Here is a 16,644-nt window from a genome sequence, read left to right on the forward strand (position 1 = left end):
CGGAAATGACTGAAACCCCTGCCAAGCACGAGGTCGGCACCCCCGCCGACGCGCTCGCGCAGACCCAGGCCCCCACCGGGGCGATCTCCGACTTCGGCATCGACACGACATCGATGTCAGCCGGCGAAGCCATCCGCGACTACTTCGCCCGCCTGCGGGCCGGTGAACTGGGCGCGCTGCCTTCGCTGTTCGGCCTGCTCGTGCTGGTCATCCTGTTCAGCGCGCTGTCCGACAACTTCTTCACGCTGGCCAACATCGCCAACGTGTTCCCGCAGGGCGCGGGCGTCATCATCATCGCGATGGGCATCGTCTTCGTGCTGCTGCTCGGCGAGATCGACCTCGCCGCCGGTGTGGCCTCCGGCGTCGCCGCGTCGGTGATGGCACTGCACTACGTGAACGCGGGGAACCTGCTGGGTTCCCTGGGCACCGGGGTGTTCGTCACGTTCATCGGGGTGCTGGCCGTGGCCCTGCTGCTGTCGGCCTACCAGCGGATCTGGGCCGGCGCCGCGTTGTCGCTGATCGGCCTGCTGATCGTCGCGATCGGCGTGCCCGCCAACGCCTGGCTCGAGATCCTGCTGGCCATCTGCGTCGGCACCGCGATCGGCTGCATCACCGGCTTCCTCGTGTCGAAGATCGGCATGCCGTCCTTCGTCGTGACGCTGGCGCTGTTCATCGTGTGGCAGGGCGTCCTGCTGCAGTTCATCGGTGAGGGCGGCACGATCGGCATCAGCAACTCCGACGTCCTGTACAAGATCGCCAACGGCAACCTGAACATCCTGGGGAGCTGGATCTTCTTCCTCGTCGCGGCCGGTGGCTTCGCGGTGATCACGCTGACCAGCCACTTCAAGCGGCTCCAGCGCGGCCTGGTCGTCCAGCCGACGGCGCTGGTGCTGGTCAAGGTCGGCGCGCTCGTCGTGCTGTCCGCGGTGGGCACGTGGCTGCTGACGATCAACCGCTCGCCGAACAAGGCGGTCGTCACGATCGAGGGCATCCCGTACGTCATCCCGATCATGCTCGTGCTGCTCGTGGCCGGCACCTACGTGCTCAACCGGACCAAGTACGGCCGGTACGTCTACGCGGTCGGCGGCAACAAGGAAGCCGCCCGCCGCGCCGGTATCGACGTGCCGAAGATCCGGGCGAGCGTGTTCGTCATCGGCTCGGCGGTCGCGGCCATCGGCGGCATCGTCGCCGCGTCGAAGGTCGGTTCGGTCAGCCCGCAGTCCGGTGGCCTCAACACCCTGCTGTTCTCGGTCGGTGCCGCGGTCATCGGCGGCACGTCGCTGTTCGGCGGCAAGGGCCGCGTGTCCGACGCCGTGGTCGGCGGGCTCGTGATCGCCGTGGTCATCAACGGTCTCGGCCTGCTCAAGCAGCCGGCCGCGGTGGTCAACATCATCACCGGTCTGGTCCTGCTGCTCGCCGCCACGGTCGACGCGCTGTCGCGGCGCCGCGCGGCTGCGTCGACGCGCTGAACCAGCATGGGATGATCAAGCCTGTGTCCAGCTCACCCGTCGCGCGACCGGACGAGGTGCGCCGGCACAACCGCACGACCCTGCTCCGCCTGCTGCACGTCGGCGGGCCGAGCACCCGGGCGACCCTGGCTTCCGAGCTGGGGCTCAACCGGAGCACGATCAAGACCCTCGTCGACGGGCTCGCCGAAGCCGGCGTCGTCGAGGAGAAGGTGCCGAGGCCGGGACGAGGGGCGGGCCGCCCCTCGCTCCTGGTCCTGCCCCAGCCGCACGCGGCGGTCGTGCTCGCGGTCGACCTGCAGGTCGAGCACGTCGCGATCGCCCTGGTCGGGCTGGGCGGGCAGATCCTGGGCCGCAACAGCTGGAACCTGCGGGGCCGGATGGGCCAGCCCGACGAGGTCATCACGCACGTCATCGAGTCGACGGCCATCCTGGCCGGCGACCTCGACGTGACCCCGGTGGCGGCCGGGGTGTCGGTGCCCGGCGTCATCCGGCGCGCCGACGGGTACGTGCACGAGGCCCCGAACCTGCGCTGGACCGACGTCGCCTTGGGCGAGCGGCTCGGCGGGGTGCTGCAGATCCCGATCCTGGTCGGCAACGACGCCGAGTTCGGCGCGGTCGCCGAGCACCTGCGCGGGGCCGCCCGCGGGGCGTCCGACATCGTGTACATCTCGGCGGACGTCGGGGTCGGCGGCGGTGTCATCGCCGAAGGCTCGGCCCTGCGCGGTGGCTCGGGGTACGTCGGCGAAATCGGGCACATGGTGATCCGCCCGGACGGCAGGCCCTGCTACTGCGGCAGCAGCGGGTGCTGGGAGACCGAGGTCGGCGAAGCGGCGCTGTGCCGGGCCCTCGGGCTCCCGGAGGACACCCCGCGCGGCGCGATCCTGTTCGAGCTGCGCGAGCTGGGCCGCGACCCGGAGGCGGCGCTGACGCGGCTCGCGGAGTTCGCCGAGTGGCTGACGCTGGGCCTGATCAACGTCGTCAACCTGCTGGGGCCGCAGCTGGTGATCCTCGGCGACCTGCTGACGGTGCTGCCGGAGGCGGTGCTGCGGCACGTCGGCGCCGAGGTGCGGCGGCGCAGCCTGGTGAGCCGGGCGGTCGGCGGCACCCGGATCGTCAGCTCCGCGCTGGGCGCCGATGTGAAGCTCTTGGGTGCCGCGGAAGTGGCGTTCGAAGTCGTGCTGGATTCTGTCTGATTTCTTGTCCGGTTTCGTGTCCGGAATCACGGCTTTTCGCGGCCGGGCCGTGATATCGGCCACGCAGTTTGCAAGATGCAGAAAGGCGGCCGGTGCCTGTGCGCACCGGCCGCCTTTCGCGTCTGGGTCGTTACCGCTGGATGTCGGCGGACAGTTCCTTGAGCTTGGCCTCGTGCTCGCGGGCGTGGTGCCCGCAGAAGAGCAGTTCGCCGCCTCCGGAGAGGACAGCGCGTACCTGAGCTGCTGCTCCGCACCGGTCACAGCGGTCGGCGGCGGTCAGTTCGGGGCGGGTGAGCGTCGGCGTTGTCATGGGGGTCTCCCTCCGTCCCGGCACCGGTTGCCCGGTGCCATCGATCCAGCTACGCCCACTTCGGAACACTGCCGGTGGCGGCGATCGCCTTCGGCTCCGCGGTGTTCGTGCTTCCACTCTTCCAGACGTTTCGCGGCTCGCAAGTGTTCCCGCGCCGGTGGGACCTGAGTCACGCCGATTTACCCCGGATGCCGTAGCCGCGTCCCGCAATGCAGGAGACGTTTACCCGGAGAGTTACGTTTTCCGTGGTCAGGCACCATGGGGTGGTGAGTACGGTGACTTCGCCCCGACGGGTTTCCGGGGTACCCGCGCCGCTCTTGTTCGTTCTCAGCGGAATTTCCATGTACGCGGGCGCGGCCATCGCGGTCGGTCTTTTCGGCCACGCGACACCGGCCGGGGTGGCGTGGCTTCGCTGTCTCGGCGCGGCGGTGGTCCTGCTGGCGTGGCGCCGTCCGGGGCGCGCGGCGTGGCGGGGCCGCGGGCTGTGGCTGGCGATCGCGTTCGGCGTGGTGACGGCGGGTATGAACGTGCTGTTCTACGAAGCGATCGCGCGGCTCCCGCTGGGCACGGTGGTGGCGATGGAGTTCGCCGGCCCGGTCCTGGTGGCGGCGGTCGGCTCGAGGTCGGTGCGCGACGTGCTGGCGCTGGTCCTGGTGGCGTGCGGCGTGGTGGCGATCGCGGACGTCCAGTGGGCGGGGTCCGTTTCCGGCGTGCTGTTCGCCCTGGGCGCGGCGGCGGCCTGGGCGGGGTACATCGTGCTGGGCAAGCGGGTGGCGTCCAGGTCGTCCTCCGGGCTGGACAGCCTGGCGATCGGCTTCGCGGCGGCGACGGTGGTGCTGTCGCCGCTGGCGTTCGGAACCGGGCAGGTGTGGTCTTCGCCACGGATGCTGCTGCTGGGCGTCGGGGTGGGGGTGTTGTCGACCGTGGTGCCGTATGCGCTGGACCAGGTGGTCCTGCGGCGGGTGGGGCAGGCCCGGTTCGCGGTGCTGCTGGCACTGCTGCCGGTGACGGCGGGCGTGATGGGGTTCGTGCTGCTGGGGCAGGTGCCTTCGGTGCCGGAGGCCGTGGGGACGCTGGCGGTCGTGGCCGGGGTGGCGTTGCGGAGCCGGGAGGAGTCCGCGGGGCCGGGGCCGGAGCCGCCGGGGTGAGCGTTCGCCGCCGGTGCTGTCGGGAGGGGTGCCGCCGTGCTCGTGGGTTCGGGTTCCACCGGCGCCGTTGGTGTGCGCCGCTGGTCGAGCCGGGCCTGTTCGCCGGCCGCGGGTTCGAGTCCGGGCCCGGCGCCCGTTCGCGGCTCGGCATGGTTTTCGTCGCCGGAGTCGCGCGGTTGTCCGCAGTCCTGTGATGTGGACTACTCGGTCCGCCACCCCCTTTCCGCGCCGTTCGTCGGGCCCTCCTGGAGCCGCTGGGGTGAGCGGTCGCCGCCGGTGTCGTCGGTGCCGCTGTGCTGCTGGGGACGGCGGGGTGCTGAGGTTCGTGCTGCTGGGGCAGGTGCCCTCGGTGCCGGAGGCCGTGGAGACGCTGGCGGTCGTGGCCGGGGTGGCGGAGCCGGGAGGAGCCCGCGGGGCCGGTTCCGGAGCCGCCGGGGTGAGCGGGGCCGGGCGCCCGGTTTCTCGGGCCTCGGCGCGGCTTCCGCCGCCGGAGCCGCACAGTTGTCCACAGCCCGCCCGTGATGTGGACTACCCGGCCCGCCACCCCCTTTTCCCGCGCCTTTCGTCGGACCCTCCCGATACGCTGAAGCGGGGCTCGTCCCCCGGGATGGGCGGGGTCCGGTCGGGCCGGGTCCGGGCGGGCCGGGTCCGGGCGGGCCGGAGGAGGCGGGTGCCATGACCAAAGCGGCGTCGGCGGCGGCGAAGGACTTCGCGGCCGCCGGAGTGGGTGGTGTCCACCTCGCCTGGGCGGACAACAACGGCATCCCGCGCTCGCGGATCGTCCCCGTCGCCGGGCTCGCCGAGGCCGCCACCCGGGGGGTCGGGGCCACTTCGCTCTTCGCCGTCTTCGACAGCCACGACGCCATCACCTACGCGCACCGCGGGCTCGCCACCCCGAGCGGGGACGTCCGGCTCGTGCCCGTCGTCGAGCGGCTTCGGCGGCTCGCCGGGCAGCCCGCGCTCGCCTGGGCCCCCGTCCGGCAGGTCACCCCGCACGGCGAACCGTGGCCCTACTGCCAGCGGGCCGTCCTCGAAGCGCAGGTCGCCGAGGGCGCGCGGCGGGGGCTGGAGTTCCGGGCCGGCTACGAGCTCGAGTTCGCCGTCGCCCCCGCGGGCAGTGCCGGCATCACCGAGAACCCCGGGCACCCCGGGCCCGCCTACAGCCCGCACGCCCTCGTCGGCCTCGACGCCTTCGTCGCCGCCCTCCTGCACGACTTCGCCGCCAACGGCCTGCGGATCGGCCAGCTGCACGCCGAGTACGGCGTCGCCCAGCTCGAGCTTTCCCTCGCCGCCACCGATCCCGTCTCCGCCGCCGACGACCAGCTCCTCGCCCGCCAGACCATCCACGCCGCCGCCCGCACGCACGGCCTGGTCGCCAGCTTCGCGCCGCTGATCGGGCTCGGCGCCGCCGGCAACGGCTGGCACCTGCACACCTCCGTTCGCCGCAAGGGCCGCAACCTGCTCGAGACCGGCGGCGACGGCCGACCGGGCGACGGCGGCTACCTCGCCGGCCTCCTGCGCGACCTCCCGGCCCTGACCGCCATCACCGCGCCGAGCGTCCCGTCGACACTGCGGTTGCGCCCTGGCTACTTCGCCGGCGCGTACGCCTTCTGGGGCGTCGAAAACCGCGAAGCGCCGCTGCGGTACGTCCCGGGCTCGCCGCTGCTGGGCGCCGACCACGCGAACGTCGAGCTCAAGACGTCCGACGCCTCCGCCAACCCCTACCTCGCCCTGGCCGTCGTGCTCGCCGCCGGGATGGCCGGCATCGAAGACGCGGCGGCGCTGCCCGACCCGATCGCCGAGGACCCCGGCGGCTGGACCGAGGGCGAACGCGAGACGCGCGGCGTGCGCCGGCTGCCGGCCGACACCGCGGAACAGGACGCCGCGCTGCTCGCTTCGCCGCGGATCGCCGGCGTGCTCGGCGAGGAGCTGCTGGGGGCCTTCCGCGCGGTTCGGGCGTCCGACGCGGCGTGGGCGGCCGAGCGGAGCGTCGAGGAGATCGTCGCCGCACACCTGTGGCGCTATTGAGGACCTGAGGGGACCGATGTCTTCGGGGATCGACGGCGGGCAGCTCGACCTGTCCGGGGTGCGGTGGCTGCCGGGCGGCGCCCGGCTGGCCGCGGTGGCCCAGGCGGAGCTGCCCCAGAAGGACGGCCTGGCCGCGGCGTTCTGCGGCCTCGCGGCGCTGCGCGCGGCCGGGCTGGACGTGCCCGACCAGGACGCCGTCGCGGTGGCCGCGGGCACCGTCCGGGGGCCGGTCGTGCGCCCACCGGGCGAGGCGGGGCGGCCGGACTTCCGGCTGCCCGTGCCGCGGGTCGACGACCCGGCCGCGGCGGGAACGCGCGTCTCCGGGCTGGCCACGGCGATCGGCGCGCTGTCGGGCGGGGCTCTCGCGGCCGTGCCGGTGACGGGGGAGTGGACCACCGAGACGCTCTTCGACCTGCTCGTCGGCCTGTGGGACATCCCGCGCGTCGCGGTGATCGCCCGCGTCGACGCCGCCGAGCTCGGCGCCCACGACACCCCGGAACGCGCGCTGCTCGACTACCTCGACACCGGCGTCCCGCCATTGTGGACGTCGCGCTGGCGTCCGCCCGGCGGCCACTTCGTGCTCGTGGCGGGCGTCCGCATCGGCGCCGAAGGCACCCTGTTGTCCGTTGTGGACACTTACCCGTCGTTCGGGGACACGGGGATCCACGACCAGCCCGTCGAGTGGATGACGGCGGCGCTGGCCGGCTCGGGCGTGCTGGTGGTCGTGGACGCGGACCAGGCGACGGCGACGCGCGAGGCGGCCCGCGTCGCCGGCCTCACTCCGTCCTACTGGGACTGACCTCCGCTTCGGCGGCGAAGCGGGAATGCCTGCGGCCGTAGGCGAAGTAGATCACCAGGCCGATCACCAGCCACGCGGCGAACCGGATCCAGGTCAGCACGTTCAGGTTGAGCATCAGGTACAGGCACGCCAGCGCGGCGAGCACCGGCACCACCGGCGAGAACGGCACCCGGAACGGCCGGTCGAGGTCCGGACGGCGGCGGCGCAGCACCGGGACCGCCACCGCCACGATGATCATCGCCGACAGCGCGCCGATGCTGACCATGTCGGCCAGCTCCGAGATCGGGACGAACGCGGCCAGCACGGCGATCAGCGCGGCGCCGCCGATGGTCATCCGGTGCGGGGTGCCCCACTTCGGGTGCGCGGTGCCGAGCGCCTTCGGCAGCAGGCCGTCGCGGCCCATCGCGAAGCCGATGCGGCCGATCGTCACCAGCTCGACCATCATCACCGACGTCAGCCCGGTCACCGCGCCGAGCGAGATGAGCGCCCCGACCCAGTGCTGGCCGACCCGGTCGAACGCGTCGGCCAGCGGCGCGCCCGTGTCGATGTCGGTGAACGGGATCATGCCGGTCAGCACGATCGACACGCCGATGTAGAGCAGCGCGCACACGCCGAGCGCGCCGAGGATGCCGACGCGGAGGTCCTTGCGCGGGTTGAGCGTCTCCTCGCCGAGGTTCGCGAGCGCCTCGAAGCCGGTGTAGGCGAAGAACACGACCGCGGCGGCGGTGATCATGCCGGCGATGCCGTAGACCGACTGCTCCAGGCCGAGCGCGGCCTGCACGATCGGCTGCTCCAGCACCGTCGACCCGCTCTCGGGCGCCTGGGCGGGCGGGATGAACGGCGTCAGGTTCGCGCCCTTGACGAAGAACAGGCCGACCGCCAGCACGAGAACGCAGACGGCGACCTTCACGCAGACGAGCAGGTTGGTCAGCCAGGCCGACTCCTTGATCCCCAGCACGGCGACCACGGTGAGCACGGCGATGATCAGCACCGCGCCGACGTTGACCTTCGCGTCCTCGCCGAACCACTCCGGCGACAGGCCGAGCAGGTTGGCCAGGTAGCCGGACCAGCCGCGCGACACCACGGCGGCGCCGAGCGCGAACTCCAGCAGCAGGTCCCAGCCGATGATCCAGGCGAAGACCTCGCCGAGGGTGGCGAAGGCGTAGGTGTAGGCGCTCCCGGCGGTCGGCACGCTGGAGGCGAGCTCGGCGTAGCAGAGCGCCGCCAGACCCGCGACGACCGCGCCGAGCACGAACGACAGCGTCACCGACGGCCCGGCGTGGGTCTTGGCCTCGACGCCCGCGAGGGTGAAGATGCCGGTGCCGATGATGATCCCGACGCCGAACCCGACCAGGTCGCGCCCGCGCAGCCGCCGCTTGAGCTCCCCGGAGTCCTGGCGCTTCAGGACTTCGTCCACGTTCAAAGTTCTCCGCACACCCATGAGGAGAAGTTAGAAGGTCACGGGGGTTCCCGCAGTGCGGCCGCGGAGTGACGTCGGCCGCGCGGATGGCGCGAACCGCCGGGCACCGGAATGCTTGTCCCGTGCCCGACGAGATCCCCGCCCGCAGCGCCCTGCACCAGCTCGCCGACCGCTACGGCGTCGCCACCCGCTACGAGAACGCCGACCAGGAGTGGGTCGAAGTCGACGACGACGTCGTCGCCGCCGTGCTGGGGCAGTTCGGCATCGACGCCACCGGTGACGACGCCATCGCCGAAGCCCTGGCGGCCCGGACCCCCGACGAGCTGCCGCCGACGATCGTCCTGAAAGAGGGCACCACGCGGCCGCTGCCGGGGGAGGCCGAGGTCGTGCTCGAAGACGGGACCCGCCGCCGGGTCGCGGGCGAAATCCCCGGCGACCTGCCGCTCGGCTGGCACCGGGTGGTCACCGCCGGCCAGGACGTCGTGCTCGCCGTCGTGCCCGCGAAGCTGCCGGACGTCCCGCCCGCCTGGGGCTGGATGCTGCAGCTTTACGCCCTGCACTCGGCCGGCTCCTGGGGCATCGGCGACTACGCCGACCTCGCCACCTTCGCCGCCCGCTCGGCCGCCGAGCTGGACGCCGGCGTCCTTTTGGTCAACCCCGTGCAGGCCTTCAGCCCGGCCCACCCGGTCGAACGGTCGCCGTACTCGCCCGCGAGCCGTCGCTTCGCCAACCCGATCTACCTGCGCGTCACCGCCACCGAGACGTTCGAGCGGGCCGACGCGGCGACCCGGGAGGCGGTGGCGTCGCTGGCTCCGGACCGCGACGGCGAGCTCATCGACTACGACAAGGTCTGGACGGCGAAGCGCGCCGCCCTCGAGCTGCTGTGGCCGCACCGCGTCGAAGAGCTGCCCGAAGACCGGGACCTGACCGGCTTCGCTCTCTTCTGCGCCCTCGCCGAGCAGCACGGCGCCGACTGGCGGGACTGGCCGGAGCCCCTGCGGGACCCGGCCGGGCCCGAGGTGGAGAAGGCTCGCGAAGAACTGAAGGAGCGCGTCGGGTTCCACGCGTGGCTGCAGCACCTCTGCCGGATCCAGCTGGACGAAGCCCGCGTGAAGGCCCGCGAGGCCGGGATGACCGTCGGGATCGTGCACGACCTGCCGGTCGGCGTGCACCCCGGCGGGGCCGACACCTGGGCGGTGCGGGACGTCTTCGCCGCCGACGTCCGCGTCGGCGCGCCGCCGGACGCCTTCAACCAGCAGGGCCAGGACTGGAACCTGCCGCCGTGGCGGCCGGACAAGCTCGCCGAGGCCGGGTACGCGCCCTTCCGGGACGTCATCCGCGGGGTGCTGCGGTACGCCGACGGCATCCGCGTCGACCACATCGCCGGGCTCTGGCGGCTGTGGTGGATCCCGCCGGGCGAGCCCGCGCACCGCGGCACCTACGTCCACTACGACGCCGAGGCCATGGTCGGCGTGCTCGCGCTCGAGGCGCACCGGGCCGGTGCGGTCGTCGTGGGGGAGGACCTCGGCACGGTCGAGGAGACCGTCACCGAGACCATGCACGAGCGCGGCATGCTCAGCTCGGCCGTGCTGTGGTTCGAACGCGACTGGGACGCGCCGGGCAAGCCGTTCACGCGCCCGGGCACCTGGGACCCGGAGGCCATGGCCAGCATCTCCACCCACGACCTGCCGACGGTCTCCGGCTGGCTGGCGGGCGAGCACGTCCGGGTCCGGGCCGAGCTGGGCCTGCTGGACCGGGGCGTCGAAGCGGAGGAAGAGGCGGCCGCCGCCGAACGCGCGGCCCTGCGGGAACTCCTTGCCCGCGAAGGGATTCCGGACGACGACCTGGTCGTCGCGCTGCACACCCTGCTGGCGCGAGCCGCGTCCCGGCTGGTGCTGACGTCGCCGGCGGACGTCGCGGGCCAGGTGCGGCAGCCGAATCTGCCGGGAACGGTCGACCAGTACCCTAACTGGCGGATTCCCCTTCCCGTCAGCGTCGACGGCTTCTTCACCGCGAAGGGGGTGCGCGCCGCGGTGGCGCCGCTGGCAGCAGCGCGTCCCCTGCCCGGGTAACGGGTATACCGGCGCACACGACTCTCGTCCGTCAGCACGGACGACCGGCACGACCGAAAGCTCGAGGAGAACCCAGTGCGGCCCTGGCCCGGAACGCCCTACCCGCTCGGCGCGACCTACGACGGAGTGGGGACGAACTTCGCCCTGTTCTCCGAGGTGGCCGAGCGGGTCGAACTGTGCCTGTTCGACGCCGAGGGCAACGAGACGCGCTACGCGCTCGAAGAGGTGGACGGCTTCGTCCACCACGGCTACCTGCTCAACGTCGGCCCGGGACAGCGGTACGGCTTCCGCGTGCACGGCCCGTACGACCCGAAGCGCGGCCTGCGGTGCAACCCCAACAAGCTGCTCATCGACCCGTACGCGAAGGCCGTCTCGCACGGCGTGAAGTGGGACGAGTCGCTGTTCGGCTACCAGTTCGCCAACCCGGAGGAGCGCAACGACGCCGACTCCGCCGGCCGGGTGCCGTACTCGCTGGTGGCGAACCCCTTCTTCGACTGGGGCAACGACCGCCAGCCGAAGCGGCCGTACAACGAGACGGTCATCTACGAGGCCCACGTCAAGGGCATGACGGTGAATCACCCGTTCGTGCCGGAGGCGCTGCGGGGCACCTACGCCGGCCTGGCGCACCCCGCCGTCGTCGAGCACCTGCAGAAGCTCGGCGTCACGGCGGTCGAGCTGCTGCCGGTGCACCAGTTCGTCTCCGACCACGGGCTGGAGGAGAAGGGCCTCACGAACTACTGGGGCTACAACACGATCGGGTACTTCGCCCCGCACGACGCCTACGCCGCGATGCCCGGCGAGGGCGGCCAGGTCCAGGAGTTCAAGGGGATGGTGAAGGCCTTCCACGAGGCCGGCATCGAAGTCATCCTCGACGTGGTTTACAACCACACCGCCGAGGGCAACCACCTCGGGCCGACGCTGTCGATGCGGGGCATCGACAACGAGGCCTACTACCGGCTGGTGGAGGGGGAGCCCGAGTACTACATGGACTACACCGGCACCGGGAACTCCCTCAACGTGCGCAACCCGCACACCCTGCAGCTGATCATGGACTCGCTGCGGTACTGGGTGACGGAGATGCACGTCGACGGCTTCCGCTTCGACCTCGCCTCGGCACTGGCCCGCGAGTTCTACGACGTCGACCGGCTGTCGACGTTCTTCGACCTCGTCCAGCAGGACCCGATCGTGAGCCAGGTGAAGCTGATCGCCGAGCCGTGGGACGTCGGCCCCGGTGGCTACCAGGTCGGCAACTTCCCGCCGCTGTGGACGGAGTGGAACGGGCAGTACCGCGACACCGTCCGCGACTTCTGGCGCGGCGAGCCGTCGACGCTCGGCGAGTTCGCGTCGCGCATCACCGGCTCGTCGGACCTCTACCAGGACGACGGCCGCCGCCCGTTCGCGTCGATCAACTTCGTCACCGCCCACGACGGCTTCACGCTGCGGGACCTGGTGTCCTACAACGAAAAGCACAACGAGGCCAACGGCGAGGACGGCCGCGACGGCGCCGACGACAACCGCTCGTGGAACTGCGGGGTCGAGGGCGAGACCGACGATCCCGAGGTCAACGAGCTGCGGGCGCGCCAGCAGCGCAACATGCTGGCGACGGTGATGCTGTCCCAGGGCGTGCCGATGATCCTGCACGGCGACGAGTTCGGCCGGACCCAGCAGGGCAACAACAACGTCTACTGCCAGGACTCCGAACTGTCCTGGATGGACTGGGAGCTGGCCACCGAGCACGCCGACCTGGTCCGGTTCACCGCCGGGCTGGGCGCGTTCCGGCACCGCCACCCGGTGTTCCGCCGCCGCCGGTTCTTCCAGGGCGGCCCGGTCGGCAAGGGCGACAAGCTCGGCGACATCGCCTGGTTCACCCCGGCGGGGGAGGAGATGACCGAGCAGAACTGGGACGACGGGTTCGGCAAGGCGGTCGTCGTCTTCCTCAACGGCCAGGCCATCCCGGACCTCGACCCGCGCGGGATGCACGTCGAGGACGACTCGTTCCTGCTCGCGTTCAACGCGCACTACGAGGACATCGACGCCAAGCTGCCGGGCAACGGCTACGGCCAGGCCTGGACCGTCGTCGTCGACACCGCGACGGGCGAGGTGGAGCCCCGCGACGCGAAACCCATCGAAGGCGGCGGTCAGTTCACCCTGCCCGCGCGGTCCCTGATCGTGCTGCAGCGGACGGAGACGGAGTCCGAATGACGGTGCCGGAGTCGACCTACCGGGTGCAGCTGCGCCCGGAGTTCTCCTTCAGCGACGCGGCCGGCATCGCCGGCTACCTGCGCGACCTGGGCATCGGCGCGCTCTACGCGTCGCCGGTGCTGGACGCGGCGCCCGGCTCGACGCACGGCTACGACGTCGTCGACCCGACGCGCGCGCGGCCCGAGCTGGGCGGCGAATCGGCGCGGCAGGAACTCAGCACGCTGTTGAAGGAGCTCGGGCTCGGCCTGGTGGTCGACATCGTGCCGAACCACATGTCGGTCGAGGTGCCGAAGGCCAACAAGTGGTGGTGGGACGTGCTGAAGCACGGCCGCGACTCCGAGTACGCGTCGTTCTTCGACATCGACTGGGCGCGCGGCCCCCTGCTGCTGCCGGTGCTCGGCGAGGACGACGCCGTCGCCGAGCTGTCGGTCGACGGTGACGAGCTGGTCTACTACGACCACCGCTTCCCGATCGCGCCCGGCACCGAGGGCGGGACGCCGCAGGAGGTCCACGAGCGCCAGCACTACCGGCTGGCCGGCTGGCGCCGCGGCAACGCGGAGCTGGGCTACCGGCGGTTCTTCGACATCACGAACCTGGCCGCGGTCCGCGTCGAGGACCCGAAGGTGTTCGCCGAAACGCACGGTGAGGTGCTGCGCTGGGTCGCCGACGGCGACGTCACCGGCCTGCGCGTCGACCACCCGGACGGCCTCGCCGACCCGGGCGGCTACTTCCGGCGGCTGCGGGAGAACGCGCCGAACGCGTGGATCGTCGCGGAGAAGATCCTGCACCCGGGCGAGCCGCTGCCGCAGAGCTGGCCGGTCGACGGCACCACCGGCTACGACGCCCTGCGCGAGATCGCCGGCGTCTTCGTCGACCCGGCGGGCGAGCCCGGCTTCACCGAGCTGGCCACCGAACTGGGCGTGAAGACCGGCTACCACCGCGTCGAAGCCGAGGCCCGGCGGCTGGTCACCGACCGGATCCTGGTCGCCGAGGTGCGGCGGATCGCGAACTTGCTGCGGGGCATCGACCAGGACGCGGCACGCGAAGCCGTCGCCGAGACGATGATCGCCTTCCCCGTCTACCGCTCGTACCTGCCCGAGGGGGCCGGGCACTGGGCGGCGGCGATCGACGGCGCCAAGACCGCCCGCCCGGACCTCGCCGCCACGCTGGACGCCCTCGACGCGCAGGTCCGCGCCGAGCCGGACGGCGAGCTGGCCACCCGGCTCCAGCAGACCTCCGGCATGGTCGTGGCCAAGGGCACCGAGGACACGACGTTCTACCGCTACACCCGCTTCGCCGCGCTCAACGAGGTCGGCGGCAACCCGGACCGGTTCGGCCTCGACGTCGAGGAGTTCCACCGCTTGGCGGCCGAGCGCGAGGCCGGGCACCCGGCCGCGATGACGACGCTGACCACGCACGACACCAAGCGCTCGGAGGACACCCGCGCGCGGATGGCCGTGCTGGCGGAGCTGCCCGGCGAGTTCGCCGACGCCGTCCGGCGGTGGACGGTGCGCCGCGGGATCGCCGAGCCGGCGCTGAACCTGCTCGCCTGGCAGACGCTCGTGTCGGCCTGGCCGATCGAGCCGGGCCGCCTGCGCGACTACCTCGACAAGGCGGCCAAGGAGGCCAAGCTCCGCACCAGCTGGACCGACCACGACGAGACGTTCGAGGCCGACGTCGCCGCGTGGCCGGCGGACGTCATGGGCGACGCCGAGCTGGCGGCGGACATCGAGGCGTTCGTCGCGCGGATCGAGCAGCCCGGCTACGCGAACTCGCTCGGTCAGAAGCTCGTCCACCTGACCGCGCCCGGCGTACCCGACGTCTACCAGGGCACCGAGCTGTGGGACTTCTCGCTGGTCGACCCGGACAACCGCCGCCCGGTCGACTACGCGGTGCGCCGCGAGGTCCTGGCCCGGATCGCCGAGGGCGAGCAGCCGGAGATCGACGCCTCCGGCGCGGCGAAGCTCCTGGTCGTGCACAAGGCGCTGCGGTTGCGCCGGGAGCACCCGGCGCTGTTCCGCGGCTACCGGCCGCTGCGGGCCGAGGGTCCCGCGGCGAAGCACGTGCTGGCCTACACGAGATCGGCGGACCTGGCCGTCGCCGTCACCCGGCTGCCGGTCGGCCTCGAAGCCGCCGGGGGCTGGCGCGGCACCGTGCTGCCGCTGCCCGACGGCGTCTGGACCGACGTCCTGACCGGCCGCGAAGCGACGCCGGACGTGGCCACCCTGTTCGAGCGGTACCCCGTCACGGTGCTGGTGCGAGGAGACGCATGAGGTTCAGCGTGTGGGCCCCGTCCGCCGGGCGGGTCCGGGTGAGCGTCGACGCCGGCGTGCACGAAATGACCGCCGGCGAAGGCGGCTGGTGGCACGCCGAAGCCGAGGGCGTCAACTACGCCTTCCTGCTGGACGACTCCGACGACCGCCTGCCGGACCCGCGGTCGCGGTGGCAACCCCACGGCGTCCACGGGGAGTCGCGCGTCTACGACCACGGCGAGTTCGAGTGGACCGACGACGCCTGGCACGGCCGCCAGCTGCCCGGCGGGGTCGTCTACGAGCTGCACGTCGGGACGTTCACCGGGGGCGGCACCTTCGATGCGGCGATCGACCGGCTCGACCACCTCGTCGACCTCGGCATCACCCACGTCGAGCTGCTGCCGGTCAACTCCTTCGACGGCACCGCGGGCTGGGGCTACGACGGCGTGCTCTGGGGCGCGGTCCACGAGCCCTACGGCGGGCCCGACGGCTTCAAGCGGTTCGTCGACGCGGCGCACGCGCGCGGGCTGGCCGTCGTGCTCGACGTCGTCTACAACCACCTCGGGCCGTCGGGGGCCTACCTCGACCGGTTCGGGCCGTACTTCGCCGGGCAGAACGACTGGGGCCCCGGCCTGAACCTCGACGGCGCCGGCTCGGACGAGGTCCGCCGGTACGTGATCGACAACGCGCTGAGCTGGTTCCGCGACTTCCACGTCGACGCGCTGCGGCTGGACGCGGTGCACGCGCTGCTCGACCGCCGCGCGGTCCACCTGCTCGAACAGCTCGCCACCGAGACCGAGGCGCTGTCGGCGGCGCTGAACCGGCCGCTGACGCTGATCGCCGAATCCGACCTCAACGACCCGCGGCTGGTGACGCCCCGCGAGCGCGGCGGCTACGGCCTGCACGCGCAGTGGTCGGACGACTTCCACCACGCGCTGCACGTCAAGCTCACCGGCGAGACGTCCGGCTACTACACCGACTTCGCCGCTCCGGACGCCGTCGAGCGGGTCCTGCGCGAGGTGTTCTTCCACGCCGGCACCTGGTCGTCGTTCCGCGAGCGGACCCACGGCCGCCCGGTGGACACCCGGACCGTGCCGGGTCACCGCTTCCTCGCCTACCTGCAGAACCACGACCAGATCGGCAACCGCGCGACCGGCGACCGGCTCCCGGCGACCGTCTCGGCGGACCGGCTGGCCTGCGGCGCGGCGATCCTGTTCTGCTCGCCGTTCACGCCGATGGTGTTCATGGGGGAGGAGTGGGCGGCGAGCACGCCGTGGCAGTTCTTCGCCTCCTTCCCCGACCCGGAGCTGGCCGAGGCCGTCCGCACGGGCCGCCGTCGCGAGTTCGCCCGGCACGGCTGGGGCGAGTCCGAGGTGCCCGACCCGATGGACCCGGCGACCGTCGAGCGCTCGCGGCTCGACTGGGCCGAGGCCGGGCGGCCCGGTCACCGGGAGGTGCTGGACCTGTACCGGGCGTTGATCCGGCTGCGCCGCGAGCACCCCGGGCTGGCCGATCCCCACGTCGACGGCTTGCGGGTCGACAGCGCCCCCGACGGGTCCTGGCTCGTGCTGCACCGCGGCTCGCTGCGGCTGGCCGTCAACTTCGGCGAAGGCCCGGTGACGCTCCCGCTCGGGGCCACGACAACGCTGCTGACCTGGGCGGACGCCACTGTGGACGGGGGTGCCGCGCAGCTGCCGCCGGACACCTTCGCCCTCGTCGGAACGGCGGTGGCCGGGTAGCCGTCGCGGTAT

The 16,644-nt window shown here is 72.5% G+C and carries 11 protein-coding genes; 9 read left to right on the forward strand and 2 right to left on the reverse strand.

The features are described from left to right. Positions 1-5 precede the first annotated feature (5 nt). Both ACWEVP_RS16260 and ACWEVP_RS16265 read left to right on the forward strand, forming a co-directional pair. Positions 6-1,469 (forward strand): sugar ABC transporter permease, encoded by a 1,464-nt coding sequence (locus tag ACWEVP_RS16260; protein ID WP_452063352.1) that lies wholly within the window; start codon positions 6-8, stop codon positions 1,467-1,469. Between the two features lie 11 nt (positions 1,470-1,480). After that, positions 1,481-2,662 carry an ROK family protein gene (locus ACWEVP_RS16265; protein WP_452063353.1) on the forward strand — a complete coding sequence of 394 codons (1,182 nt, stop codon included), beginning with the start codon at positions 1,481-1,483 and terminating at the stop codon, positions 2,660-2,662. A 130-nt stretch (positions 2,663-2,792) separates the two neighbouring features. Here the strand turns inward: ACWEVP_RS16265 and ACWEVP_RS16270 are convergent, their stop codons facing one another. Continuing rightward, on the reverse strand, positions 2,793-2,972 hold the full coding sequence (locus tag ACWEVP_RS16270) for a DUF7455 domain-containing protein (RefSeq protein ID WP_086862682.1): 180 nt from the start codon (positions 2,970-2,972) through the stop codon (positions 2,793-2,795). A gap of 341 nt (positions 2,973-3,313) precedes the next feature. Between ACWEVP_RS16270 and ACWEVP_RS16275 the strand changes: the two genes are divergently transcribed. From ACWEVP_RS16275 to ACWEVP_RS16285, 3 genes are all read left to right on the forward strand, one after another. After that, a complete protein-coding gene (locus ACWEVP_RS16275) occupies positions 3,314-4,120 on the forward strand; it encodes an EamA family transporter (RefSeq protein ID WP_452063354.1) in 807 nt (268 codons plus the stop codon). 675 nt (positions 4,121-4,795) lie between these two features. Then, complete coding sequence (locus tag ACWEVP_RS16280; protein WP_452063355.1) at positions 4,796-6,148, forward strand: glutamine synthetase; 1,353 nt, start codon at positions 4,796-4,798, stop codon at positions 6,146-6,148. 16 nt (positions 6,149-6,164) lie between these two features. Further along, the gene (locus ACWEVP_RS16285) at positions 6,165-6,947 is read left to right on the forward strand and encodes a DUF6885 family protein (protein WP_452063356.1); all 783 of its coding nucleotides are present in this window, start codon (positions 6,165-6,167) and stop codon (positions 6,945-6,947) included. On the opposite strand, the gene ACWEVP_RS16290 is transcribed toward ACWEVP_RS16285, so the two are convergent. Beyond that, the gene (locus ACWEVP_RS16290) at positions 6,925-8,364 is read right to left on the reverse strand and encodes an amino acid permease (protein ID WP_452063357.1); all 1,440 of its coding nucleotides are present in this window, start codon (positions 8,362-8,364) and stop codon (positions 6,925-6,927) included. The two genes, ACWEVP_RS16285 and ACWEVP_RS16290, sit on opposite strands and share 23 nt — an antisense overlap. A gap of 125 nt (positions 8,365-8,489) precedes the next feature. Here ACWEVP_RS16290 and malQ point away from each other — a divergent pair, with 125 nt between their 5' ends. From malQ to treZ, 4 genes are all read left to right on the forward strand, one after another. After that, complete coding sequence (gene malQ, locus ACWEVP_RS16295) at positions 8,490-10,439, forward strand: 4-alpha-glucanotransferase (protein ID WP_452063358.1); 1,950 nt, start codon at positions 8,490-8,492, stop codon at positions 10,437-10,439. Between the two features lie 75 nt (positions 10,440-10,514). Beyond that, on the forward strand, positions 10,515-12,641 hold the full coding sequence (glgX, locus tag ACWEVP_RS16300; protein ID WP_452063359.1) for a glycogen debranching protein GlgX: 2,127 nt from the start codon (positions 10,515-10,517) through the stop codon (positions 12,639-12,641). Next, on the forward strand, positions 12,638-14,914 hold the full coding sequence (treY, locus tag ACWEVP_RS16305; RefSeq protein ID WP_452063360.1) for a malto-oligosyltrehalose synthase: 2,277 nt from the start codon (positions 12,638-12,640) through the stop codon (positions 14,912-14,914). The genes glgX and treY overlap by 4 nt, the downstream gene beginning before the upstream one ends. Then, entirely contained in the window at positions 14,911-16,632 is a 1,722-nt protein-coding gene (gene treZ / locus ACWEVP_RS16310; RefSeq protein WP_452063361.1) for a malto-oligosyltrehalose trehalohydrolase, read from the forward strand. The genes treY and treZ overlap by 4 nt, the downstream gene beginning before the upstream one ends. Positions 16,633-16,644: the final 12 nt, after the last annotated feature.

The organism is Amycolatopsis sp. NPDC003865, assembly GCF_053605345.1.